Annotated in this window: 20 protein-coding genes, 1 tRNA gene and 2 riboswitches; of the genes, 9 read left to right on the forward strand and 12 right to left on the reverse strand. The window is 62.6% G+C overall.

Annotated elements, in window-relative coordinates; genetic code table 11:
- Positions 1-159: 159 nt before the first annotated feature.
- The 6 genes from NCS03_RS13710 to gcvT all read right to left on the reverse strand — a co-directional run bounded on the left by NCS03_RS13710 (position 160) and on the right by gcvT (position 7906).
- Positions 160-483 carry a hypothetical protein gene (locus tag NCS03_RS13710; protein WP_250529269.1) on the reverse strand — a complete coding sequence of 108 codons (324 nt, stop codon included), beginning with the start codon at positions 481-483 and terminating at the stop codon, positions 160-162.
- Positions 484-709: 226 nt separating this feature from the next.
- The gene (locus tag NCS03_RS13715) at positions 710-2098 is read right to left on the reverse strand and encodes an L-serine ammonia-lyase (RefSeq protein ID WP_250480752.1); all 1389 of its coding nucleotides are present in this window, start codon (positions 2096-2098) and stop codon (positions 710-712) included.
- A 21-nt stretch (positions 2099-2119) separates the two neighbouring features.
- Positions 2120-3223: an alginate lyase family protein gene (locus tag NCS03_RS13720; protein ID WP_008352523.1), complete on the reverse strand. Its 1104-nt coding sequence runs from the start codon at positions 3221-3223 to the stop codon at positions 2120-2122.
- 124 nt (positions 3224-3347) lie between these two features.
- Entirely contained in the window at positions 3348-6278 is a 2931-nt protein-coding gene (gcvP, locus tag NCS03_RS13725) for an aminomethyl-transferring glycine dehydrogenase (protein WP_175979651.1), read from the reverse strand.
- Positions 6279-6340: 62 nt separating this feature from the next.
- The gene (gene gcvH, locus NCS03_RS13730; protein ID WP_008352521.1) at positions 6341-6721 is read right to left on the reverse strand and encodes a glycine cleavage system protein GcvH; all 381 of its coding nucleotides are present in this window, start codon (positions 6719-6721) and stop codon (positions 6341-6343) included.
- A 60-nt stretch (positions 6722-6781) separates the two neighbouring features.
- Positions 6782-7906, reverse strand: coding sequence for a glycine cleavage system aminomethyltransferase GcvT (gcvT, locus tag NCS03_RS13735; RefSeq protein WP_239295434.1), 1125 nt, complete (start codon positions 7904-7906; stop codon positions 6782-6784).
- Positions 7907-8022: 116 nt separating this feature from the next.
- Positions 8023-8154: riboswitch (glycine riboswitch) on the reverse strand.
- A gap of 9 nt (positions 8155-8163) precedes the next feature.
- A riboswitch (glycine riboswitch) is annotated at positions 8164-8269 on the reverse strand.
- A gap of 197 nt (positions 8270-8466) precedes the next feature.
- Here gcvT and NCS03_RS13740 point away from each other — a divergent pair.
- Positions 8467-8793 carry a hypothetical protein gene (locus NCS03_RS13740; RefSeq protein WP_008352517.1) on the forward strand — a complete coding sequence of 109 codons (327 nt, stop codon included), beginning with the start codon at positions 8467-8469 and terminating at the stop codon, positions 8791-8793.
- 3 nt (positions 8794-8796) lie between these two features.
- Here the strand turns inward: NCS03_RS13740 and NCS03_RS13745 are convergent, their stop codons facing one another.
- Entirely contained in the window at positions 8797-9840 is a 1044-nt protein-coding gene (locus NCS03_RS13745; protein WP_175979653.1) for an oxidoreductase, read from the reverse strand.
- A 144-nt stretch (positions 9841-9984) separates the two neighbouring features.
- On the opposite strand from NCS03_RS13745, the gene NCS03_RS13750 reads away from it, so the two are divergent.
- Positions 9985-12072, forward strand: a complete 2088-nt coding sequence (locus NCS03_RS13750; protein WP_008352515.1) for a UvrD-helicase domain-containing protein — start codon at positions 9985-9987, stop codon at positions 12070-12072.
- A 66-nt stretch (positions 12073-12138) separates the two neighbouring features.
- Here the strand turns inward: NCS03_RS13750 and NCS03_RS13755 are convergent, their stop codons facing one another.
- On the reverse strand, positions 12139-13026 hold the full coding sequence (locus NCS03_RS13755) for a c-type cytochrome (RefSeq protein WP_250529270.1): 888 nt from the start codon (positions 13024-13026) through the stop codon (positions 12139-12141).
- A gap of 312 nt (positions 13027-13338) precedes the next feature.
- On the opposite strand from NCS03_RS13755, the gene NCS03_RS13760 reads away from it, so the two are divergent.
- Together NCS03_RS13760 and NCS03_RS13765 are read left to right on the forward strand one after the other, a co-directional pair.
- A tRNA-Arg gene (locus NCS03_RS13760) sits at positions 13339-13414 on the forward strand.
- A 335-nt stretch (positions 13415-13749) separates the two neighbouring features.
- The gene (locus NCS03_RS13765) at positions 13750-14913 is read left to right on the forward strand and encodes an AAA family ATPase (RefSeq protein ID WP_250497103.1); all 1164 of its coding nucleotides are present in this window, start codon (positions 13750-13752) and stop codon (positions 14911-14913) included.
- Between the two features lie 654 nt (positions 14914-15567).
- Here the strand turns inward: NCS03_RS13765 and NCS03_RS13770 are convergent.
- Positions 15568-16551 (reverse strand): Rieske 2Fe-2S domain-containing protein, encoded by a 984-nt coding sequence (locus tag NCS03_RS13770; protein ID WP_250497104.1) that lies wholly within the window; start codon positions 16549-16551, stop codon positions 15568-15570.
- A gap of 212 nt (positions 16552-16763) precedes the next feature.
- On the opposite strand from NCS03_RS13770, the gene NCS03_RS13775 reads away from it, so the two are divergent.
- The gene (locus NCS03_RS13775; RefSeq protein WP_008352510.1) at positions 16764-17858 is read left to right on the forward strand and encodes a GGDEF domain-containing protein; all 1095 of its coding nucleotides are present in this window, start codon (positions 16764-16766) and stop codon (positions 17856-17858) included.
- A 6-nt stretch (positions 17859-17864) separates the two neighbouring features.
- On the opposite strand, the gene NCS03_RS13780 is transcribed toward NCS03_RS13775, so the two are convergent.
- The 3 genes from NCS03_RS13780 to flhF are packed head-to-tail and all read right to left on the reverse strand — an operon-like array spanning position 17865 to position 21297.
- Positions 17865-18596 carry an RNA polymerase sigma factor FliA gene (locus NCS03_RS13780; protein ID WP_250529271.1) on the reverse strand — a complete coding sequence of 244 codons (732 nt, stop codon included), beginning with the start codon at positions 18594-18596 and terminating at the stop codon, positions 17865-17867.
- An 18-nt stretch (positions 18597-18614) separates the two neighbouring features.
- Positions 18615-19532: a MinD/ParA family ATP-binding protein gene (locus NCS03_RS13785; protein ID WP_034472320.1), complete on the reverse strand. Its 918-nt coding sequence runs from the start codon at positions 19530-19532 to the stop codon at positions 18615-18617.
- Complete coding sequence (gene flhF / locus NCS03_RS13790) at positions 19525-21297, reverse strand: flagellar biosynthesis GTPase FlhF (RefSeq protein ID WP_250440306.1); 1773 nt, start codon at positions 21295-21297, stop codon at positions 19525-19527. Before flhF ends, NCS03_RS13785 begins: the two co-directional genes overlap by 8 nt.
- A gap of 296 nt (positions 21298-21593) precedes the next feature.
- Between flhF and NCS03_RS13795 the strand changes: the two genes are divergently transcribed.
- The 4 genes from NCS03_RS13795 (at position 21594) to NCS03_RS13810 (ending at position 25183) form a co-directional block, all read left to right on the forward strand.
- A complete protein-coding gene (locus NCS03_RS13795; RefSeq protein WP_034472322.1) occupies positions 21594-23285 on the forward strand; it encodes a thiamine pyrophosphate-binding protein in 1692 nt (563 codons plus the stop codon).
- A gap of 78 nt (positions 23286-23363) precedes the next feature.
- Complete coding sequence (locus tag NCS03_RS13800) at positions 23364-23627, forward strand: PepSY domain-containing protein (RefSeq protein WP_008352500.1); 264 nt, start codon at positions 23364-23366, stop codon at positions 23625-23627.
- A gap of 10 nt (positions 23628-23637) precedes the next feature.
- A complete protein-coding gene (locus tag NCS03_RS13805; RefSeq protein WP_239295428.1) occupies positions 23638-24153 on the forward strand; it encodes a cytochrome b/b6 domain-containing protein in 516 nt (171 codons plus the stop codon).
- Between the two features lie 127 nt (positions 24154-24280).
- Positions 24281-25183: an NYN domain-containing protein gene (locus NCS03_RS13810; protein ID WP_239295427.1), complete on the forward strand. Its 903-nt coding sequence runs from the start codon at positions 24281-24283 to the stop codon at positions 25181-25183.
- Positions 25184-25194 lie beyond the last annotated feature (11 nt).

Genomic DNA, 25194 nt, shown 5'->3' on the forward strand with positions numbered 1-25194 from the left:
ACTTCGAAGGTTTCGCGCATCGAAGACGACGGTCTTCCAGGTGTAGTAGTTGGCGCGTTCGAACTGTGCCTTGCCGACGGCTAACTGACTCTCGGCGATCGCCAGTATGAGATCGTGATGCCTGTCGCTCGGCAAAATAGGACGATGAGCGCCGAGCGATCATCTGTGACGCGCGGATCGAAAATTCGAGATGACTTGAGGTTCAGCTCCGGCGCCGCCCGGCAGCAAGCGATTCCGATAATCGATGGTCGTTTCGCAGGGCATCTTGCAATGCACGCCTTTATGGCTCGGATGATAGTGAAACTCCAACAGCGGAGACAAATCGCCTTGAGGCAAAGTCCAGAGCAGGTGTCCGTAGAACGATCGATCCATTAGCTCTTCGCCATCGCGCCACATGAACAGCACGCAGTGCGCATCCGAAACGGGAATCAGATCGGTGGCCTGACACGCGGACGCGCCATTCTGCTGAATGGCTTCGGCCACTTGCTCTTGTTCATCTGCCTGAACTTGGGCGACGCAGTCAGCGTCTTGAACGCCTGCTTGTGGGCAAGCAATTGATCGGATTCCAATGCTGCTCTCTCGGTCTGCAATCGGCAAAATCTGTCTTGGATTCCGCTGATGCTAACCGCGTCCGCACCGCAAATTTATCTCGTATAACGAATGTTTCAGTCATCGATAAAGCGGCTTATCCGCAGGCAACTCCTAGCGCTCAACACTCCACGATATTCACCGCCAATCCGCCGCGCGAAGTCTCTTTATATTTGGTCTTCATATCCGCGCCCGTCTCCCTCATGGTCTTGATTACCGAATCGAGCGAAACGTAGTGCGATCCGTCCCCGCGCATCGCCATGCGCGCCGCGTTGACCGCCTTGACCGAACCCATCGCGTTACGCTCGATGCACGGAATCTGCACCATTCCGCCGACCGGATCGCACGTCAGCCCGAGGTTATGCTCCATGCCGATTTCCGCCGCATTCTCGACTTGCGCTGGCGTGCCGCCGAGCACCGCGGCCAGCGCGCCCGCCGCCATCGAACACGCGACGCCGACTTCGCCCTGACATCCGACTTCCGCGCCGGAAATCGACGCATTCATCTTGTACAGAATGCCGATGGCCGCAGCCGTCAGCAAAAAATCGATCACGCCTTGCGTATTCGATCCCGGCACGAAGCGATCGTAGTAATGCAACACCGCCGGAATGATGCCCGCCGCGCCGTTGGTCGGCGCCGTCACAACGCGTCCGCCGATCGCGTTCTCCTCGTTCACGGCAATCGCGTAGAGATTGATCCAGTCGATCATCGACAACGGATCGCGCAACGCCTGCTCGGGCTTTTCAGCCAGCGCGCGATAAAGCTGCGGCGCGCGCCGCTTCACCTGAAACGGCCCCGGCAGATGCCCTTCCGCTTCCGGATTGCCGATGCCGCACCCGCGCGCGACGCAATCCTGCATCACGTCCCAGATGCGCAGCAGCCCGCTGCGAATCTCGTCTTCCGAACGCCACACGCGCTCGTTTTCCCACATCAGTTGCGCGATCGATTTGCGCGAGTCCGCGCACATCTTCATCAGCTCGTCGCCGGTCTGGAACGGATACGGCAACTGCTCGTGCGCCGTCAGCACCGCCGTGTTCGCCGCGCCCGCCGTCACGACGAATCCGCCGCCAACAGACAGATACGTCGCCTCGCGCAGCAACGCGCCGTTCGCATCGAACGCGTAGAGCTTCATGCCGTTCGGATGCTCCGGCAGCGCCTGCCGGTAGAACGCGATGTTCTCCTTGATCGTGAACGGAATCTGGCGCGCGCCGAGCAGCGCGAGCGTTTTCGACGTCCGCACTTGCTCCAGGCGCGGCACGATGCTCGAAGCATCGACGGTATCGGGCGCGTCGCCCATCAGGCCGAGCATCACGCCGCGATCGGTGCCGTGGCCCTTGCCCGTCGCGCCGAGGGAGCCGTACAGCTCGCATTTCACCGATGCCGTCGACTCCAGCAGTTCGTCGCGCTCGAGCCCCTGCGCGAACATCAACGCGGCGCGCATCGGTCCGACGGTGTGCGAGCTCGAAGGTCCGATGCCGATCTTGAAGAGGTCGAATACGCTGACTGCCATGACATCACCTGACTGAAAGAATTAACGCGCCGGCAGCGGCAGACACACCGCGAGCCACGCGGGCGGCGCGGGCGCGAGCCGCAGCGCCACCGGCGCGTAGCGGCCGTCGAGACGCGCCGCGAGATGAAAGAGTTCCGCCGCGTTCCTCGGATCCCACTGACCCGAGTAACCCGGCAATCCTGCTTCGCGCCGCTTGGCGTCGAAAGGCACGGACGACTTCACGAATTCGTCGTGCGTCTTCGTGCCGAGCGCATACGGCGTGAGCCAGTTGAGCGCCACGGCCAGCGTCGCACCCGACTGCGCGCGCTCCGGCAGCCAGTTGCGGTTGTGCCTGCGCGCAGCGAGCGCCGCCGTCACGAGCGGCTGAAGATCGTAGGTGACGTAGCGCAGCGCATCGCGTTCGGCGAAATCGACCGTGGATCCGTCCGGCGCGATGTTGTCGCCGATATGTTCGATAAAAAGCCGCTGCGCCGCGTTGATGAGCTTGCGGTCGTCGATGGTGAACGCGCCCATCGCCACCAGCTTCACGCGATGGCTCTGCCAGTTGTTGCGATAGCTGCCGGTCAGCGGGCGCGGCTGCTTGTCCATATCGTCGATATAACCGCTCACCATCTTCGTGATGAACGCGTTCGCCGCGTTGCGCGTCTTGACCGGCAGCGCGCTCGCCGTGAGGTCGTACGCGAGAATCAGCGATTCGAAATTCGTTTCGTCGATCGGATTGAAGCTCGGCTGATACGTGGTCGTCCACGCGAACAGGAAGCGGTCGACGAGACGCAGGTAACGTTCGTCGCCGGTCGCGCGCCACGCGAGCGCGGCGTCGCGCATCAGGCCGAGGTCTTTCTCCGCTTCGACGCTTTCGTCGTAGATGCCTTCGTGCGGCAGCGTGCCTTCCGTATGCAGCTTCGCGCGCGGCTTCGGCTGATCGTTCACGCGCGACTGCACCATTTTCACGAGGGCCTTCACACCGGGATCGGCGTTGGTGCGCTCGCTCGTCTGCATCGCGGGCGCGGCGCAGAAATTCATCGCGGCGTGCGCGGACGATGCGGCAAGCGACATCACCCCGAGCATCGCCAGCGCCGCGCACGCGCGGTTCGTCCCTTTCACCTCTCGCACCTTGAGCGCCATGTGAACCCCCTGTTTTGGCTTTTGGTCCGGGGTGAGATGTTAGCCGTTCTGGAACGCGCCGCAAAACCGCCCGACGAAGCTTTACGCTTTCGGGCGGCGCTCTCTCAGGTTCGTGCGCGTAGCCTTACTCGTCCGCGTATTCCGATACCGGCACGCACGAGCACATCAGATTGCGGTCGCCATAAGCGTTGTCCGCACGGCCGACCGGCGACCAGTACTTGCGCGCGATCAGCGACTTCAGCGGATACGAGGCCGCTTCGCGCGTGTACTTGTGCTCCCACGCATCCGATGCGACGACCGCCGCCGTGTGCGGCGCGTTCTTCAGCACGTTGTCCTCGCGATCGGCGCGGCCTTCTTCGACCGCGCGGATTTCCTCGCGGATCGCGATCATCGCGTCGATGAAGCGGTCGAGCTCCTCCTTCGATTCCGATTCCGTCGGCTCGACCATCAGCGTGCCCGGAACCGGGAAGCTCATCGTCGGCGCGTGGAAGCCGTAGTCGATCAGGCGCTTCGCGACGTCTTCCACCGAGATGCCGCTCGATTCCTTGATCGGACGCACATCGAGAATGCATTCGTGCGCGACCAGTCCGCCCGCGCCGCTGTACAGCACCGGATAGTGCGGCGCGAGACGCTTCGCGACATAGTTCGCCGCGAGAATCGCGCTTTCGGTGGCGGCGGTGAGGCCGCTCGCGCCCATCATCGCGATGTACATCCACGAGATCGGCAGAATCGCGGCCGAGCCGTACGGCGCCGACGACACCGCGCCGATGCCTGCTTCATCGCGCTTGTAGCCCGTGGACGTCTGATTCGGCAGGAACTTCGCCAGATGCGCGCCGACCGCGACCGGACCGACGCCCGGTCCGCCGCCGCCGTGCGGAATGCAGAACGTCTTGTGCAGATTCAAGTGCGATACGTCGCCGCCGAACTGGCCGGGCGCGCAGAGACCGACCATCGCGTTCATGTTCGCGCCGTCGACATACACCTGGCCGCCGTGCGCGTGCACGATGTCGCAGATTTCGCGGACGTTGCGCTCGAACACGCCGTGCGTCGACGGATACGTGATCATGATCGCCGCGAGATTCGCCGAATGCTTTTCGGCCTTCGCCTTCAGATCGTCGATATCGACGTTGCCGTTCGCATCGCACGCGACGACGACGACCTGCATGCCCGCCATCTGCGCCGACGCCGGATTCGTGCCGTGCGCGGACGCCGGAATCAGACACACGTTGCGATGCCCTTCGCCGCGCGACTCGTGATACGCGTGAATGATGAGCAAGCCCGCGTACTCGCCTTGCGAACCGGCGTTCGGCTGCAACGACACCGCCGCGTAACCCGTGCACGCGACGAGCATCTGTTCGAGCTGATCGATCATCGTGCGATAGCCGACCGTCTGCTCGGCGGGCGCGAACGGATGAATCGCCGCGAACTCCGGCCACGTGACCGGCAGCATTTCCGAGGTCGCGTTGAGCTTCATCGTGCAGGAACCGAGCGGGATCATCGTGCGGTCGAGCGCGAGGTCTTTATCCGCGAGACTGCGCAGATAGCGCAGCATTTCGTGCTCGGAGTGGTGGCGATTGAAAACCGGATGCGTCAGATACTCGCTCGTGCGATGCAGTGCCTGCGGCAGCGAATCCGTCACCGATTGATCGAGCGCGTCGATATCGAACGTTTCGGTCTTGCCCGCGACCTCCGCAAAGAGCGCGAAGAGCTTCTGCAAGTCGTCGCGCGTGGTGGTTTCATCGAGCGAAACGCCGACCTGGCTCGCGCTCACATGACGCAGATTGATGTGCGCGGCGTACGCGGCCTGATGCAGCGCGGTCGTGCTCGCGCCGCTTTCGATCGTGACGGTATCGAAGAACGTGTCGTTCGCGATCGTGTAGCCGAGCTTCTTTACGCCCGCCGCAAAGATCGACGCCACGCGATTCACGCGCAGCGCGATCGTCTTGAGACCGCGCGGGCCGTGATAGACCGCGTACATGCTCGCCATGATCGCGAGCAGCGCCTGCGCCGTGCAGACATTCGACGTCGCCTTCTCGCGACGGATGTGCTGCTCGCGCGTCTGGAGCGCGAGACGCAGCGCCGGATTGCCCTGCGCATCGACGGTCACGCCAACGAGACGGCCCGGCATCTGGCGCTTGAATTCATCGCGCACGGCCATGTATGCCGCGTGCGGCCCGCCGAAGCCGACCGGCACGCCGAAACGCTGCGTATTGCCGATCGCGACGTCCGCGCCCCATTCGCCCGGCGGCGTGATGAGCGTCAGCGCGAGCAGATCCGCGGCGGCGACGACATGGCCGCCCGCCGCGTGGATCGCTTCGGCGAGCGCGCGATAGTCGCGCACATCGCCGTTCGCGCCCGGATATTGCAGCAGCACGCCGAATGCATTCGCGCTGGCGGCATCGGCGGCGGGACCGACTTTCACGTCGATGCCCGCCGGCTTCGCGCGCGTCTTCACGACTTCGATCGTCTGCGGCAGCACGTCGTCGGCAACGTAGAACACGTTCGACTTCGGCTTGCCGATGCGTTGCAGCAGCGTCATCGCTTCGGCGGCGGCGGTGGATTCGTCGAGCAGCGAGGCGTTGGCCATCGCGAGGCCAGTCAGGTCCATGACCATCTGCTGGAAATTGAGCAGCGCTTCGAGGCGCCCTTGCGAAATTTCCGGCTGATAGGGCGTGTATGCCGTGTACCACGCCGGATTTTCGAGCACGTTGCGCAGGATCACCGCCGGCGTGTGCGTGCCGTAGTAACCCTGGCCGATGTAAGTCCGGAACACCAGATTCTCGTCCGCCAGCTTGCGCAGATACGCGAGCGCTTCCGCCTCGCTTTTCGGCTGCGTGAACGCGCCGAGCGGCAGCGTGTCCTTGCGGCGGATCGATTCAGGAATCACCGCGTCGATGAACGCCGCGCGCGACGCGAAACCGAGCGCGTCGAGCATCGCGCGCTGGTCGGCATCATCGGGGCCGATGTGCCGCTCGGCGAATGCGTCGTGGCATTCGAGCGCGGCGAGTGACAGGGATGTGCGGTTCATCAGGCGATCCGGGTGTTCGAGCTTCATGTGAATTCCTGCGACGCGGCTCGCTCTTGGTCTGCGCGAGCCGCCATCGTCATTGAGATGGGTTATTCGCCGATCGACTTGCCGTAGCCTTCGGCGTCGAGCAGCTTGTCGAGCGTGGCGTCGCCGGCCGGCTTGATCTTGAAGAGCCAGCTTTCGTACGGCGCGCCGTTGACCTGATCGGGCGCCGAGGTCAGCGCGTCGTTCGATGCGACGATCTCGCCCGACACCGGCGCGTAAATATCGGAAGCGGCCTTCACCGATTCGATCACCGCGATCGCGTCGCCCGCCGCAACGGTCTTGCCCGCCGCGGGCAGTTCGACGAACACGATGTCACCGAGCGCTTCCTGCGCGTGATCGGTGATGCCGACGGTCAGCGTACCATCGGATTCGGTGCGGACCCATTCGTGCGATTCGGTGTATTTCAGATCGGCCGGGATGCTCATTGGATGCTCCTTGCGTGGTTCTCGTGAGGTTCTTGATCGGAGGAAACGGGCGCGACGGCTTCAGGAAAGCTCAACCAGAACCTTGCCGTTGCGCACGAACGGAAGTTTTACCACGCGCGCCGGCAGTTGCTTGTCGCGGATGACGACCTGCACCGTGTCGCCGACGGCAACACCCGTGGGCACGCGCGCGAACGCGATCGACTCCTGCATCGACGGCGAAAACGTGCCGCTCGTGATTTCGCCGTCGCCGCGTTCCGTGACGACTTTCTGATGCGCGCGCAGCACGCCGCCCGCCTTGCCGTTTTCCTTGATGAGCACGAGCCCGACGAAGTTCGCCTTCGAGCCGTGCGCTTCGAGCGCGCTGCGGCCGACGAAATCGCGCGGCGTCTTCAGATCGACGGTCCACGCGAGGCCGGCGTCGAGGGGCGAGACGTTCTCGTCCATGTCCTGGCCGTAGAGGTTCATGCCGGCTTCGAGGCGCAGCGTGTCGCGCGCGCCGAGGCCGGCGGGCTTCACGCCTGCGTCGCGCAAAGCGTTCCAGAGCGCTTCCACATGCGTCGCTGGCACGACGATCTCGAAACCGTCCTCGCCGGTGTAGCCGGTGCGCGCGAGCATCAGTTCGCCGAATTGCGTCGACGGGAAAACGACCGCGTTGAACGGCTTGGTGTCCTGCGTCTGCGCGCGCGTGTCCGGCAGCACTTGCCAGGCTTTTTCGCGCGCGTTCGGACCTTGCACGGCGATGATCGCGAGGTCGCGACGCGGCGTGATGGAAAGGTTGAATTCGCCTTCGGCATTCAATTGACCGAACCAGGCGATGTCCTTCTCCGCCGTGCCCGCATTCACGACGACGCGAAAACTCGTTTCGGAGAAGTAGTAGACGATCAGATCGTCGATGACGCCGCCGTCGCCATTGAGCAGGCAGGAATAGAGCGCTTTTCCGGGCGTCGTCAGCTTGTCGACGTTATTGGCGATCGCGTACTTGAAGAATTCGCGGACGGCCTCGCCTTCGAAATCGACGACGCGCATGTGCGAGACGTCGAACATGCCGGCGTCGGTACGCACCGCGCGGTGCTCGTCGATCTGCGAACCGTAGTTGACGGGCATGTCCCAGCCGCCGAAATCGACCATGCGCGCGTTGAGCGCGAGGTGAGCGGCGTGCAGCGGCGTGTGTTGAAGAGAAGTCATCGGGGCCTCGGTTCGCGAAACAAAAAAGGCCACGCAGCGCACTATTCGCCTGCCGGATGCGCCTTTCGTGCTGCGGGAAGCAGCGCGCAAGGCCCATGCCGCGAGCGGTTGCGATGCGTGACCCCTCTGTCCTCGGTACCTGAGAGATTGCGCGAACCGTGCACGGCTGTGCCGCGGTCCATCGCGCGCCCCTTCGGTGGGCAACTGGCTCAATGACGAAGCCGCTGCCGCTCTCCAGAGTGCGAGGAAACTCGTTCCTCGACGCGGTCGGTCCTTTTGCCTGAGAGTTTGCGGGTATGCCCCTTCGGCGGCGCGGTCTTTCTCGTTGCGATGAAAGGCCACGCGCTCTCCCGACGCGTGCGGCAGAATTTACGCGACCGAATTAGGGTTGTCAAACGGATTCGGACTTGCGCGATTGCGCTTTTCCGCAGATTCGAAACCGATGCAAGCGCGCGAGCGTGTATCGACAAATCCGTCGTAGTTTGTTTCAGAAGCAGCGCTTTTTCGCAATGAAATCACGCGTACACTGTTCGGATCGCGTTGATTCCTCTTCGACGATCATGGCCACGATCACCATCAACGGCGTTACTTATACAGGCAACCATGTGTCGGTTCGCGGCGGCCGCGTGCTCGTCGACGGCAAGAACGTGAGCGCCGGCGAAGCGACGCGCATCACGCTCGAAGTGCACGGCGACCTTCAGGCGTTTCAGGCGGACAACTGCGATACGGTCGCGGTTCACGGCGCGGTCGGCGTCGTGTCGACCGTGTCGGGCAACGTGACTTGCGGCGATGTCGGCGGCGCGGTGTCGACGGTGTCGGGCAACGTGAACTGCGGCGACATCGCCGGCGAAGTGCGGACGACGTGCGGCAGCGTCAGCCGCCGCTAGGCGTCAGCCGCGCGCGAAGGGCACGCGCCGCCCTTCTTGCTCGCTCTGCATCGCGAGTTCGATGATCGTCATCGTGTCGACTGCGTCCTGCGGCGAAACCGGAAACGGCTTGCCATCCAGAATCGCCGCCGCCAGCGCACGATAAAACTCGACGTACGCGCCATCTTTCGTGGCGAATTCGTGACGCAGATCGAGATCGCCATCGACCTCGCGCAACGTGCCCGGCGGATTCTTCGCGAACTCCGGATTGCCCGGGCGCATCCCCGAACGCAACTGATCTTCCTGCGTATCGAGCCCGTTCTTCACATAACTGCCGCGCGTGCCGTGGATCGCGAAACGCGGCGGCTCCAGCGCCGCGAGCGCGCTCGCGTGCAGGATTACTTCCTTGTCGGCGTAACCGAGCACGAGATGCACGTAGTCCGGCGCGTGCGCGTGGTCGCGATGCGCCTTCACGAACGCCGTCACCGTTTGCGGCGCGCCGAAGAGCGTCAGCGCCTGATCGATCAGATGCGGCCCCAGATCGAACAGCAGGCCGCCGCCGCGCTCCGCTTCCTCGCGCCAGCGCTGCGGCACTTTCGGGCGGAAACGGTCGAAATGCGATTCGTAATGCGTGATGCGCCCGAGCCGTCCGCTTTCGATGAGCGCGCGCACCGTCATGAAATCGCCGTCCCAGCGACGGTTGTGAAACGGCGCGAACACGAGCCCTTTCTGCTGCGCGAGATCGGCGAGCGTGCGGGCGTCGCGCGACGAAAGCGTCACCGGTTTGTCGACGACCACGTGTTTGCCCGCCGACAGCGCCCGATGCGCGAGATCGAAGTGCGTGTCGTTCGGCGTCGCGACGACGACGCACTGGAGTTCGTCGATGGCGAGCAGCGCGTCGAAATCCGCGACGATCCGCGCGTTCGGATAATCGGCCTGCGCGCGCTCGGCCTGCGACGTGGCGATGGCCGTGACTTCGGCGCGGCCGCAGTGCTCGATGACGGGCGCGTGAAACGTCGCGCCGGCGAGGCCGTAGCCCATTACGCCGACTTTGAGTGCTGTGTCCATGCGGGCATCGTCCTGTCGTTGAATTGACCGGATATTGTGGCACGAACAGGGGCCGGAACCGCGCCGCCTCTATCGTGTTAACATCGCGCTCTCCTTTCGCGCGCAAGTCACAGCCAGGCGCGCCCAAACTCCAAAGCCAAAACGATGTCCGCTGGTCTGAACGCCGCGCAAAGCGAAGCCGTGCGCTATCTCGATGGTCCCTGTCTCGTGCTCGCCGGCGCGGGCAGCGGCAAGACGCGCGTCATCACGCAGAAGATCGCGCATCTGATCGAAGGGCGCGGCTTCGAGCCGAAGCACATCGCCGCGCTCACCTTCACGAACAAGGCCGCGCTCGAAATGCGCGAGCGCACGGCCAAGCTCCTCGAAGGCAAGACGCTCACGACGCCCGGCAAGGAAGGCCGCAAGATTCCCGTCAATCAGTTGACGATTTGCACATTCCACTCGCTCGGCGTGCAGATCATGCGGCAGGAAGCGGAACACGTCGGACTCAAGCCGCAGTTCTCGATCATGGATTCCGACGATTGCTTCGGCATGGTTCAGGAACAGCTCGGCACGACGGACAAAGGCCTGATCCGCAAGATCCAGTCGATCATCTCGCTGTGGAAGAACGCGATGGTTTCGCCCGATCAGGCGTCCGTGCTCGCGAGCAACGAGGACGAGCATCAGGCGGCGATCGTCTATCGGAGTTACGCCGCGACGCTGCACGCGTATCAGGCGCTCGATTTCGACGATCTGATCCTGCGTCCCGCGCAGCTTTTCGCGGAGAACGAGCAGGTGCGCGACAAGTGGCAGAACCGCCTGCGCTATCTGCTGATCGACGAATATCAGGACACGAACGCGTGCCAGTATGAACTCGTGAAGCTGCTGGCCGGTCCGCGCGCCGCGTTCACGGCCGTCGGCGACGATGACCAGGCGATCTACGGCTGGCGCGGCGCGACCATCGAAAATCTCGCGCAGCTCGGCAAGGATTTCCCGAAGCTGCATGTCATCAAGCTGGAGCAGAACTATCGCTCGACGGTGCGGATTCTGACGGCGGCGAACAACGTCATCGCCAACAATCCGAAGCTGTTCGAGAAGAAGCTCTGGTCCGAGCACGGCATGGGCGACACGATCACCGTCACCGGCTGCAACGACGAAGAGCACGAGGCGGAATCCGTCGTGTTTCGCTTGTCGGCGCACAAGTTCGAGCGGCGCACGCAGTTTCGCGATTACGCGATTCTCTATCGCGGCAACTTTCAGGCGCGCATCTTCGAACAGGTGTTGCGGCGGGAGCGCATTCCTTATGTGCTCTCGGGCGGGCAATCGTTCTTCGACAAGGCCGAGATCAAGGATCTGATCGCGTATCTGCGGCTGATCGCCAATCCCGACGACGATCCCGCTTTCATCCGCGCGATCACCACGCCGCGACGCGGTGTCGGCAACACGACGCTCGAAGCGCTCGGCGCATTCGCGGGCGCGGCGAAGGTGTCGCTGTTCGAGGCGGTGTTCATGGGCGGCATCGAGGCGCGTCTGTCGGCGCGGCAGGTCGAGCCGCTGCGCACGTTCTGCGAATGGATCCGGCGTCTGTCGGACCGCGCCGCGCGCGATCCCGCGACCGAAGTTCTCGACGACATGATGGAAGCCATCCACTACGAGTCGTATCTCTATGACGCGTACGACGAGCGCCAGGCGCAGTCGAAATGGCAGAACGTGCTCGAATTTCTCGAATGGCTGAAGCGCAAGGGCACGAAGCCGGAAGCTGCGCCGGGCGCGGAGCAGACCGGTTTCGACACCGCCGACGGTTTCGCCGATGAAGGCAAGAACCTGCTCGGCCTGATCCAGACCGTCGCGCTGATGTCGATGCTCGAAGGCAAGGAAGAAGACCCGGATGCAGTGCGCCTGTCGACGGTGCATGCGTCGAAGGGGCTGGAGTATCCACACGTCTTTCTGGTGGGCGTCGAGGAAGGCATCATGCCGCATCGCGGCAGTTCGGACGACGACGCGCCCGTCGACGATTCGCGCATCGAGGAAGAGCGCCGGCTGATGTATGTCGCGATCACGCGGGCGCAGCGCAGTCTGCATCTGAACTGGTGCAAGAAGAGAAAGCGCGCGCGGGAGACGGTGGTGTGCGAGCCGTCGCGGTTCATCCCAGAGATGCTGCTCGACGATGCGCCGCCGCCGACGGCCGAAGAAGCGCCTTTGTCGCCGAAAGATCGCATGGCGATGCTCAAGGCGATGTTGCAGAAGACGTGAACGGTTTGCCGTCTTGCTGATGAAAAACCCTGCTCGCGCGGCCCGCTCGCGCGGGGTTTTTTTCGCTTACTTCGCCGCGTTCGCCATGTAATCGACGGCGGCTTTCACATCTGCATCCGATGCGTTCGATCCGCCCTTTGGCGGCATCGCGCCCTTGCCGTGCAGCGCGTAGTTGTAGACGGTGTCCATCGGCTCTTTCAGGCGCGGCGCCCACGCGGCCTTGTCGCCGAACTTCGGCGCGCCGAGCACGCCCGCCGCGTGACACGCCTGACAGACCTGCTCGTAGAGCGCCTTGCCCGCCTGAGCGGCGTCGGCGCTTTGCGCGCCCGCGGCCGGCGCCGCCGATGCAACCGCCGGCACCGATGCGAGCGCCGCGACCGCTGCGGCGGCCTGAGCATTTTCGTTCGAACTGGCTGCGGCGGGCGCTGCCGCGCTCGATGCAGCCGCGGCGCCCGATGCCGGTTGCGCCGGTTCCGCGAGCTTGCCGCCGCTGCCGTTCGCCATATAGACGACCGCGCGCGCGATTTCGAAGTCGGAGTAATCGTCGGGGCTGGTGCCGCCGCGCGCGGGCATGCCGCCCTTGCCGTTGAGCGCGTTGTGCAGCAGCGTGTCGTAACCTTCGCCGATGCGCGGGGCCCATGCGCCGGCATCGCCGAACTTGGGCGCGCCGGCGGTGCCTGTCGCGTGACAGGCCGAGCACACGGCCTTGAAGACTTCCTCGCCGGACTTGTAGACGCGCGGCGCGTTGGCGTCGCGGACATCGACTTGTGCGGAGGGCGCGATGCGCGCGTTGACCGACTGCTCGATGTCCGTGCCGGCGCCGGTGCGCGTGGAATTGTTCACGTACACCGCGAGCAGGATGATGATGGCGACCGGGATGCCGAATCCCGCGATGACCGCGGCGATGAGTTGGCCGGGTGTCTTGATCGGGGCTCCGTGGGGTGCTTCGCTCATGCTTGTCTCGTCTCCCGTTTTTTGGTGTGAGTCGGTTCAGTGACAGCGTGACAGCTACGGCAGTGCGCTAGGCGCGCCTTGGGGAAAGGCACGGTCGATTATAGACGGAACGCTTAACTGTCGGCGCGGGGTGGCCGGGGCGGTGAAGCGGGCGTTTACCCGAATCGTGTGATGCTTTGTGACTCGTTCCGCGCAGGGCGTCCGGTCCCGCACGATGGACGGCGTCACGGAAAACAGGTATCCTCTCGGATTCGCATGGGCCTTGCAGCCGTCTTACGGCGTGTGTAGTTCTTCCGCAAGCCCTTCTCCGATGCGCCCGTAGCTCAATGGATAGAGTACTGCCCTCCGAAGGCAGGGGTTGCTGGTTCGATCCCAGCCGGGCGCGCCAAATACGAACCTCCGACTTGTGCCCGTCAGTACACAGTCTTGAGCAGGCAGCATCGTCCGTCCGCTCGGAAGTAAGGTACGTCGCATCCTTAGAGATGTCTCGCATGGCGAGCGGTCCATTCTGAGATGTTTGCCTGCCGATATTCGGGATAGCATTCTGGGGCTAAACTTCGCTAGGTATCTGGCACTCACACGGGCGGAACGGATACGCGAGTTAGTCAGCGCAGTAGCAGGAACCGTACGTTTCGATTCGTACAGACCGTCGAACGACCAAAAACGCGGATGGCAGATACTGCTCGATACCCGCTCTAAAAAATAGATAGCGCAAGGCGACGCATGCAAATCACACGACTCAGATTAAAGAATTGGCGAAATTTCCGCGAAGTCGATGTGCCTCTTGGTCTACGCTCATTCGTAATCGGATCCAACGCTTCTGGAAAGTCCAACTTCCTGGACGTATTTCGCTTCCTCCGTCTTTTGGCTCAGACGGAAGGTGGTGGTCTGCAAAAGGCACTGCGAGATCGTGGTGGACTAACGAAGCTGCGTAGTCTCCATGCACGCCGCGATCCGGAGGTTCGAATCGAACTTGAGCTGATCGATGATACGAGCGACACGGTAAGCTCTTGGCGTTATGCACTTGCTCTCAAAACAGAAGGGAAGGGACAGCAGCGCGTCGTGGTTTCCGAGGAGCGCGTGGAGCTCAACGGCGAACAGATATTGAGTCGGCCCGATTTGCAGGACAAGGAAGATCCTGAACGCCTGACCCAGACTCACCTTGAGCAGATCGGCAGCAACGCCGGGTTTCGCCCACTCGTGAACTTTTTTGCTGGAACTACCTATCTACACTTGGTTCCCCAACTACTCAAGTTCGGCGACGAGATTGGCGCGCGTATTCCTGAAAGCGATCCGTTCGGACAGGGTCTGATGCAGCGCATCGCTAAAACCCCAAAAAAGACGCGCGATGCGCGACTCAAGCGTATCCAGCAAGTCCTGTCTACTGCCGTGCCATTATTCTCTGAGCTGAGGTTCGAACAAGATCAAGTAACTGGACTCTGGCATCTCGAAGCAAACTTCACACACTGGCGAGTTAACGGGGCATGGCAAAGGGAAAATCAATTCTCCGACGGTACCCTTCGGCTTATCGGATTGCTATGGGCTTTACAGGAGGGTGAGGGACTGCTCCTACTCGAGGAACCGGAGTTGTCTTTGAACGACGGGATCGTCGAACATCTTCCGCTTTTGATCGATCGGGTTTTGAGAGACAGAAAAAAACGCCGTTCGTCTCGCCAAGTCCTTGTGAGTACCCACAGCCAAACACTGTTGCAGGGCGTTTCGGGCGATTCGCAGATATTACTTATCGAGCCTGGGGCCAATGGGTCATCGATCCGCCCGCCAAATGAGGAAGAGGAAGCACAGACCCAACACGGGCTCACCCCAGCGGAAGTCATGCTGCCAAAAACTCGCCCTCAGCGCGTCGATCAATTGGGTCTTTGGGAATGAGTCGTATATTAGTAGTTGGCGAAGATTCGCTAAGTTGTGTGCTTGGTGAAAAACTCGTAGAGATGGCATTACCGACATGGTCTTTAGCAAGTCCTTCGATCAACACGCGAGGCGTTACTAAACTGATCCCGTACTTAGAGCGCTATATGGAGCAAGCTCGACACGTTCAACCGGTCTTGTGTATTGCCGATACTGACGGGCAATGTGCGCTTGCTCTCTTGGCCGACTGGATCGACGCAGACGTGCCTGCCCACTTCGTGCTTCGACTCGCGGTATCCGAAGCCGAGAGTTGGGTCTTGGCGGACCGCACGGGGTTTGCACAGTATTTCCATATTCCGAAGAACAAGTTGCCGATGATCACAGATCAAGAGGGGGACCCTAAACGTCTGTTACTTTCTCTCGTTAGTAAGTCGAAGAATCGGATGTTCCGAGAAGAGGTAATATCGCGAAGTGATTTGAATAAACCGGGAGCTGGATACAACTTGCATCTGCGCAAATTCGTTTGCTCGGATTGGAACGTGCACAACGCGCGAGACCACTCGCCAAGTTTGAATCGCGCGTTCAATGCGCTACACGCACTAGGCAAGAATTCTTGAGCGCGCTTGCATGCTGACGTTCAACGTTCGCAATGTACAACGTGAAAAGCGACGTCGGCTATGGGTCGAGGTGGACTTTGAAAGTAGTCCCCCAACCAAACCCCATCCCCGCCAACCACCTCCTATAAGCCACCGCCATCCGATCGCACTTCTGATGCAACTCCGCATCGAGATCGAGCGGCAAGCGCTGCGGCCATTGCGACTCCACCACCGGCGTGTCCTGCATCAAAATCTCCATATTGAAGTCGTATAGCTCGCGATCGGAATGCGTCGAATCATCCTCGTGAATCGAGACGAGCCACGCGCGCGTCTCTGTCTGCGTCACCGGCGACGCCGCCAGCATGATATGCAGCGCGCCCTGCCCGCCCGACGCCATCTTCGTCAGCTTCGCGATCAAAGGCCGCTTCACGCGATACACATAATCGATCATCGCGCCGCCGCCCTGCCCCGGCATTCCCGCCGGTTGCCAGTATCGGCATTGCCGCGCTTCCAGACCTTCATCGCTCGCGACGACTTCGTAATCGGGCACTTCCGTATGCGTGTCCTCGCCCAGAATCCCCGCATGCACGAACGAGAAATGCGCCATGTCCAGAAAATTCTCGACGACGCGCGGCGCCGACGACCTCACCGTCTGCGGCGCGAGATTGATGCGCCGGCCACCGGGAATCGCGGCTTCGGGAAAGAAATCGAGCGCATACGCAGGCTCGCCGAAACACATCCAGATAACGCCGTACTTCTCTTCGCAAACGAAAGTCGTCGCGCACGCGCGCTTCGACGGACGCAATGAAGGATTCGACGGAATCCGCAAACACTGTCCTTCGATGTCGTAACTCCAGCCGTGATACGGACACACGATCTGATCGCGCATCACATGCCCGAGCGACAACTGCGCGCCCCGATGCGGACAGTAATCGCGCCACGCATGCGCCGCGCCGATGCTGTCCCGCCACACGACGATCCGCTCATCGGCCACGATGAATCCGCGCGCGCCGCCTTCCGGTACGTCTTCGCTATTGCAAACGGGCAGCCATTCGGCAGCCAAAGAAATGGATTCGTCGCGCATCGCCGTGAATGAGAAATGGACGTTCTTAAGCTGTTCTTACACGAAACACAGCGTCTTCGCAAAACGTTGCAAAATAGCGGATCGCTCGCTCGGTGCAACTCGATACCACTCCATTCAGCCGATGCCATGCGACGGGGCCGCAGTACTTGGCAGCAAGATAAAAGAAAGAAATCACCATCCAGGGGTTCAGTATGGAGCAGGCGCATCAACCGGCACGCCGGACTTATGCCTTCGCATGGTCCGAACACCGGAATCCGGAACGCGAGCAGGCCACGCTGCGGGTCTGGATGGGAGCGGTGGTTCTTCTGGCTTACGGCGTTTTCGCGTGGCTCCGCCCTTCACACGATGCCTTCCTGACCACGCGCCTCGTCGCGCTCTATGTGTCTTATGGGGCGATCACGCTTCTGATCGTCAGCCGCATGAGCGCGCCTTCTGTTGCGCGCCTGACCGTCACGACCATCGCCGATCAGACGATCCTCGGGCTCGCGCTCGCCGCGGGCGGCGCAACGGCGCTGCCGCTTCTCTGGGTGATGTTCTGGTTTCTGATCGGTTCGGGATGCCGATACGGCAAGCGCACGCTCGCCGTATCGTGCGCGACGGCGCTCATCATCGTCACGGCGATGGCCGTCTGGCAGCCGTGGTGGCACGAGAATCTTCCCGCCGCGATCGGGCTCGCGCTGAGCGTACTCGGCGCATCGGTGTATCTGAGCGTGCTCGTCGATCGGCTCGGCAACGCGAATCGCGATCTAGCGCGTCAGGCATCGACCGATCCGCTCACGGGTCTGTCGAACCGGTACGCGCTGGAAAGAGTCGTCGATCGCGCGATGAACGCGCCCGAAGCCAATGGCGATCACGCCACCGCGCTCCTTCTGATCGATCTCGACGGCTTCAAGGAAGTGAACGATACCTACGGTCACGCCGTCGGGGATCTGCTGCTGCAAGCCTTCGCGGACTCGCTCGCGAAGCGCATGCGCAAGTCGGACACCATCGCGCGTCTGGGCGGCGACGAGTTCGTCGTGCTCGCGCATCAGATGCGCGACCGCGACGCCGTGTTGTCGGTGGCCGACAACATCCATTCGGCGCTCGGCGAAATTACGTCGGTGCAGGAGCGGCCGGTGTCGGTATCGGCGAGCATCGGCGCATGCCTGCTTTCGAGCGCGGCGTCCGCGCATCAAACCGGCATGACCGCCGTGCTGCGCGCCGCCGACCGCGCGATGTACCGCGCGAAAAGTCTCGGTGAAGGGAAAACGGTCTTCGCCGAGACGCGGGACTTCGAGATCAGCTAGGGAACGTCAGGCCTCGACGCTCGTCCACGCCTGCTCGCGCAGCTTCGTGCGCAGACGCGCGACCGCCTGGCTGTGCAACTGACACACGCGCGACTCGCTCACTTCCATCACCGCGCCGATTTCGCGCAGGTTCAGGCCGCGTTCGTAATAGAGGCTCATCAGGAGCTTCTCGCGCTCGGGCAGCTTGTCGATGGCTTCGATCAGCGCGCCGCGAAGGCTGTCGTCGAGCAGCGCGGACAGCGGATCCGAAGGATCGACGCAATAGCGGTCGAGGAACGGCTCGTCGTCGGCGGAGCGATCGAAGTCTTCGTAATAGATCAACTGGCTGCCGTGCAAGTCCTGAAGCATCGACTGATATTCGTCGAGCGGCATCTTCATGTGCTCGGCGATTTCCTGCTCGCTCGCCGCGCGGCCGAGGTTCTGCTCGACCTTGTGCACCGCCGATTCCACTTCGCGCGACGTCTTGCGCATGCTGCGCGGCAGCCAGTCGTTCGCGCGGAGCTCATCCAGCATCGCGCCGCGGATGCGCTGGCTCGCATATGTTTCGAACTGCGCGCCCTGATCTTCCTTGTAGCGGCTCGCCGCGTCCAGCAGGCCGATCATGCCGGCCTGAATGAGATCGTCGAGATCGACGCTCGCCGGCATCTTGGCGACGAGTTGAAGCCCCAGCCGTCGAACGAGCGGTGCGTATTTCGTCAGCACTTCCGACTGTGAGAGTTTGCCTTGGGCGTTATACATCTTGGTCACCTATCTTGATCACATCGACGCCGTGCTGCTCAATGCAAAGTCGTGAAGCGCAGCCGCACGATGCGACGCCTCCCGCGCGCCCTGTACAGAGTCGCTAACCGGATTTCGCGCGTCGGCCTGGCCGCCCGCATCGCGCATATAAGGCGCGGGGCGCATCGGCCAGTGCAGGAGCTCCGCCGCGATTGCGCGGTAGTCGCGCGCCGCGGCCGTGGCCGGGAACGCTTCGACTGCGCAGCGTGAGAGTTCCATCGCCCGAGCGACGCGCGCATCCTCGGACACATATCCCGCCTGCACGAGCGACACGGCCAGATACCGGCTCGCGACGCCCGACAGGTTGTCGAACGCGACCGCCGCGTCGGCCGGGTTCTGCACGTGATTGACGAGCACGCGGAACTGGCCGATCGCATGGGCGTAGTGCAGTCGTTTCATGCACGCATACGCCTCGGTGATCGCCGACGCGGCTACCCGCGTCACAATAAGAAAGTCATGCGCCTGCGCCGCGAGCGTCGACAGCGCGCCGTGGCGATCGAGTTGCGCATCGATCAGCACGATGTCCGCCGGACCGTCGAGCAGCGCGCGGCATTGCGCGGCATCGTGAACGATGCGTTCGTCGCGCGGCGCGGCCATCAGCGAGAAGCCGAACGGCGTGCGCTCGACGGCATCGCCGAGCATGCGCCGGCCCGACATCACCGAGGCGAGCGCGCCCGCGTCTTCGGTGCCCACGAGACGGCTCACCGATCCCGCGTTGCGGTGCTCGTCGATCACGAGCACGTCCTTGCCGTGGATGGAAAGCGCCGCGCCGAGATTCACCACCGCCGACGTGCATCCGATGCCCGCCGGTCCGCCCGCGATCGCCACCACGCGCGAACCGGCGCGCGTAAGGAGCCGTCGCAGGCCTTCCGCCTGGTCGAGCACGAACTTATCCAAAGTGCACCTCATGCAGTTCGGTCGTGGCGCGCGCGGACAACGCGGACAGCAGCGCAGGCGTTTCTTCGTCTTGCGGCACGAAGGGCGAGTTGTCGCGCGGGATGCAGAACGCGCTCTTGATGAGAAACCGCTTGGTCGCGACGTACAGGTTCTCCGGCACTTTCTGACCGGTCGACACGTAATGCACCGGCAGCTTGTAGCGGATGACCGTATCGAGCACGCCGCCGAGATTCGTCGCTTCGTCGAGCTTGGTCAGGATGCAGCCCGCGAGCGGCGGCTGGTCCGCCGCGCTCTTGTAGGCCTGCACGACTTCGTTGAGCGTGTCGCCGTGGCTCGTCGCGTTGAGCAGCAGGATGCGCTGCACCGGATGACCCGCGCCGCACAGCATCGCGATCTGATCCGAGACCATGCGATCGCGCTGGCTCATGCCGATCGTGTCGATCAGCACGATATGTTTGTTGCGGAGTTCCGAAAGCGCGAGTTGCAGGTCCGCGCCGTCTTTCACCGCGTGAACCGACACACCGAGAATCTTGCCGAAAATGCGCAGTTGCTCGTGCGCGCCGATACGGTAGCTGTCGGTCGTGAGCAGCGCGACCTTGCTTGCGCCGAAGCGCATCACGCAGCGCGCGGCAAGCTTGGCCGTCGTGGTCGTCTTGCCGACGCCAGTCGGGCCCATCAGTGCGAACACGCCGCCGCGTTCCATCAGCGCGTCTTCGCTGTCCATCACCGGAATGTTCGATTCGAGCACCTGCTGCACCCACTCGAGCGCGCCTTCGACGCTCTCGAGTTCCGGCATGTTGTCCACCATCATGCGGACGAGCTGCGCCGAGAAACCGGCGGCGAACAAACGCTTCGTGAGCGCGCCGCCCGTCGGGTTGCGGCGCTGGCGCTCGCCCCACATGAGACCGGAGAAGTGCTCTTCCATCATCGAGCGCATCGACGAAAGCTCGTTCATCACCGTTTCGTTGACGACCTGCTCCATGCGCGTGCGGATCGCTTCGGTGACGACGGCCGCCGCGTTCGCGGGCAAGCCATCGAATGCGTGTTCCTTCGATGCCGGCGCGGCGTTCGCCTCGGCTGCTTCGGCGTGCGGCGCGCTCGCGTTGATCTTCTGCGCGGCGCGGCGCGCGGCGATTTGCGCGGCTTCGCGTGCCCAGTCGGGCGTTTGGACCTTCGGCTCGACGGCGGCTTCCGCGCGCTTCGTTTGCTGACGCATGGCGTAGCGGGCCGAGTCCGCCGTCTTTTCGACGCGCGTCTCTTGCGCAGTCACCGGGACCGGCACGCCCATGCCGCGTGCGATCGCAGCCGACGCGGTCAGCGGACGGTTCGACGGCATCGACGCCTGCTGCGCGATGCGCTTCGCATGCTCGATCAGCCACGGATTGGAATCGGCCATCGTCGGCGGCGTGTCGTCTTCTGCGCGAGCTTCCGGCTCGGCGTGAAATTCATCGTCCGCATCGGTGTTCGCGCCGAAGACGGACGAGAACACATCGCCGCTCGCGTACGGATTCGCGGCCGACTGCTTCGCCGGCATCGCGGCTGCAGCGGCGGCCAGCGCGGCGCGCGACGTGCCCGCCGAACGTGCTGCCTGTTCCTTCGCGGCGGGCGAGATCGACGCGATGTCGCTGTCCGCGACGCCGACGATCTCGACCGAGCCGTCATCGAGCGTGCGATTGGACAACACGATGGCATCGGGGCCGAGCGCTTCACGAACCTGGCGCAGTGCGTCGCGGCTGTTCGCGCCGATGAATTTACGAATGTTCAAACTTGCCCCCGATGAGGTGAAACTGCGATCTTTAGCAAGCGGACCCACTTGGCTCGTTGCCGTGTCCGCTTTTCAGTGAAGCCATTATTGCGAACTTGAGTCTTTGTCCATCGCTGGATAAGGGGTGAGAAAAAGGGGTATTTCGGCTGATGGAAGCGCGCCGTGCATCGCAAGGGCGGGCGTTTGCCCGGAAAAAGATTCCGCTTCGCCCGTTTCCGCGCGCGGGCGCGGCGGCGTAAGCTTTAGGCTCCGCGCGCATCGAAGCCGCGCCGGACAATCAAAGGAGACTTCTTCGCATGACGTCCGCTGTCCCTTCCTCACAGGATCAAACCACCGGCGCGCGATTGCTCGTCGATGCGCTCGTCCATCACGGCGTCGAGCGCGTGTTCTGCGTGCCCGGCGAGAGCTTTCTCGCCGTGCTCGATTCCCTGCATGACGAGACCGAGCAGATTCAGACGATCGTCTGCCGCCACGAGGCGGGCGCGGCGAACATGGCCGAGGCGGTCGGCAAGCTCACCGGCAAGCCGGGCGTCGCGATCGTGACGCGCGGGCCGGGCGCGACGCACGCGTCGATCGGCGTGCACACCGCGTTTCAGGACTCGACGCCGATGATCCTGCTCATCGGCCAATGCGCTCGCGATCACATGGATCGCGAGGCGTTTCAGGAAATCGACTATCGGCGGATGTTCGGGCAGATGGCGAAGTGGGTCGCGCAGATCGACGATCCGCGCCGCGTGCCTGAATACATGAGCCACGCGTTTCACACGGCGATGTCCGGCCGTCCGGGTCCGGTCGTGCTCGCGCTGCCGGAAGACATGCTGACCGAAACCGTCGATGCCGTGCCGCCCGCGCCGCGATATCAGCGCGTGGCGGCGTCGCCGTCGAAGGCGCAGATGGAGCGCCTGCGCGAACTGCTCGCGAACGCGAAGAAGCCGTTCGTGATCGCGGGCGGAAGCGGCTGGACCGCCGAGGCGACGCAGGACTTCGCGCGCTTCGTGGAAGCGTGGAAACTGCCGGTCGGCTGCGCGTTCCGCTTTCAGGACACGCTCTCCAACGACCATCCGAACTACGCGGGCGATGTCGGCCTCGGGATCAATCCGGCGCTCGCCGCGCGCGTGCGCGATGCGGACGTGCTCTTCGTGCTCGGCCCGCGCATGGGCGAATCGACGACGGGCGGCTACACGCTGCTCGATATCCCGAAGACGAAGCAGACGCTCATCCACGTGCATCAGGGCGCGGAGGAACTCGGGCGCGTGTATAGCGCGGAATTGCCCATCGTGTCGGGCATGCCGGAGATCGCGTCTCTTCTGGCTTCGCTGGAAGCGCCCGCCAGCGTTGCATGGGATGGCAGCGCCGAAGCCGCGCACGCCGCGTATCTCGAGTGGCGCAAGCCGCGCCCGATGTTGGGCGATGTGCAGCTCGGCGAAATCATGCGTCAGCTCGCCGAGACGATTCCCGCCGATTCGATCCTGACGAACGGCGCGGGCAATTACGCGACGTGGCTGCATCGGCATTATTCGTATCGGCATTTCCGGTCGCAGTGCGCGCCGACGAGCGGTGCGATGGGCTACGGCGTGCCCGCCGCGATCGCCGCGAAGTCGCTGTATCCGGACCGCACGGTGATCGCGTTTGCGGGCGACGGCTGCTTCATGATGTCGAGCAACGAACTCGCGACGGCGATGCAGTATCGGCTGCCGGTGATTTTCATCGTCGTGAACAACGCGCAGTACGGCACGATCCGCATGCATCAGGAGCGGCATTATCCGAATCGCGTGCACGGGACGGAGCTCACGAATCCGGATTTCGCGGCGTATGCGCGCGCGTTCGGCGCGCATGGCGAGCTGGTCGAATCGACGGAGCAGTTCATGCCCGCGTTCGAGCGCGCGCGGGAATCCGGCTTGCCCGCGGTGATCGAGATTCGCATTCCGCGGGACCAGAGCACGCCGGGCGCGACACTCGAACAAATTCGCCAGCAAGGCAAGCGCTAGCGGACAAACTTTCAAGCTGCTTGCAGCGCGCTTCCGGTGGCAGTAGAGTAGCCAGTTCGAAAACACCGGGAGTTAGCGATGCTTAAGGTTCTGGCTTTGTCGTTGGCGTTGGGCTTTTCGGGTGCGGCATTCGCGAAGGCGGATTGCACGGCGCATCCGAAGAGCGAATGGATGAAGGAATCGGATGCCAAGGCGCAGCTTGAAGCGCAAGGCTACAAGATCCGCAAGTTCAAGGTCGATGGCAACTGCTACGAAATCTACGGTCACGACAAGAACGGCAAGAAGGTAGAGATCTATTACGACACGAAGACGCTGGCGGTCGTGAAGTCGGAAGTCGAATGACGCTCGCGCCGTGAAAGTCTGGGACGGCTTCGTCCGGCTGACGCATTGGGCCGTCGCGGGCATCGTCTTGTGGAATCTGTTCGGACCGACGGATTCCACGCATCGCGTGCTCGGGTATGTCGCGGCCGGGCTTGTCGTTGCGCGTATCGTTTGGGGTTTCGTCGGCTCGCGTCATGCGCGGTTTTCGGCGTGGTGGCCGACGCGCTCGCATCTCGTCGACTATCTGAGGTCGCTTGCCAGGGCCAGGCCGATCCATCACGTTTCGCACAATCCGCTTGGCGGGTTGATGGCGCTCCTTCTCTGGTTCCTGATTCTCGCGCTCGCGCTGTCCGGGTGGATCATGCGGCTCGATGCGTTCTGGGGCGAGGACTGGCCGCAGGAGATTCATGCGTGGCTCGCCATCGCGGTCGAGGTTTGTGTCTGCGTGCACGTCGCCGCGGCCGTGCTGATGAGCGTGTGGACGCGGGAGAATTTGGTTCGGGCGATGGTGACGGGGAATAAGCGAATCAAGAAAGCGTCCGACTGAACTGCTTCTGGGCAACTTAAATTCAGCATCCTGCACTATCGAAGACATCTGGCAGCTTCGGATAATCGGATCCACGTTCTCGATTCAGAGAGCCGACCTCGATAAACGATAAAGGAGCGACTGCACGATGTCTCACGCAGCGAGGCAACTGACCAAGATCGGCGTTTTTTACGATGGCAATTATTTCGATCGCGTCAGCAAGTACTACAACCATCAGCATGAGAAGAAGGCCTGGATTTCGATTCCCGGGCTGCATGAGTACATCCGCTATAAGGTTGCCGACGAGGAAGCTGTCGACATTGGCAACTGTCAAGTAATCGACGCTCATTATTTCAGGGGACGCTTCTCGGCGCAAAAGAGCAAAGAGAAAGGCGGTGATGCGTTCTACTACGATCGCGTCGTTGATGACATGTTGATGCGCGAGAATGTCACTGCGCATTATCTGCCGATGAACTTCGCCGGAAAGGAAAAAGGGATCGACGTATGGCTTGCGCTCGAAGCCTTCGACCTTTCGATCCACAAGCACTTTGACGTCGTCGTGTTGATTGCAAGCGACAGCGACTATGTCCCACTGGTCCGCAAACTCAAGACTCTGGGAATCCGCGTCATGATCGTCACCTGGACCTTCACGCAGTCAGTCAGTAATGGCGACGCCAAGCCTGAACGACCAAGCACAATGTTGCTAAAGGAAGTGAGCTATCGCATCTCGATGTCCGAAGTCATCGACAAGATGGATGAGACGCGAGGAGACGAGCGCGATGTCTTGAGCGACCTGTTCCAACGACGCCGCGACCGACAACCTAATTCCGGTACGCCAGAGGCCGACCGGAAGATGGGAACAATTGAAAGTCTGACGGAAAAATATGGCTACATCAGGCCGGAACACGGCCTCAAGAAACTCTACTTTTACTACTCCGCACTGTCCGACGCGGATTCCGATGAACTCGAGGTAGGCATGGAAGTGAGCTATCTCGAGGGCATGGGACAGAAAGGTCTGTTCGCGAGAAAGGTTCGAACGGTCAGCAGCTAGAAGAAAACAAA

This window comes from Caballeronia sp. ATUFL_F1_KS4A, assembly GCF_023630905.1.
Taxonomy (GTDB): Bacteria; Pseudomonadota; Gammaproteobacteria; order Burkholderiales; family Burkholderiaceae; genus Caballeronia; species Caballeronia zhejiangensis.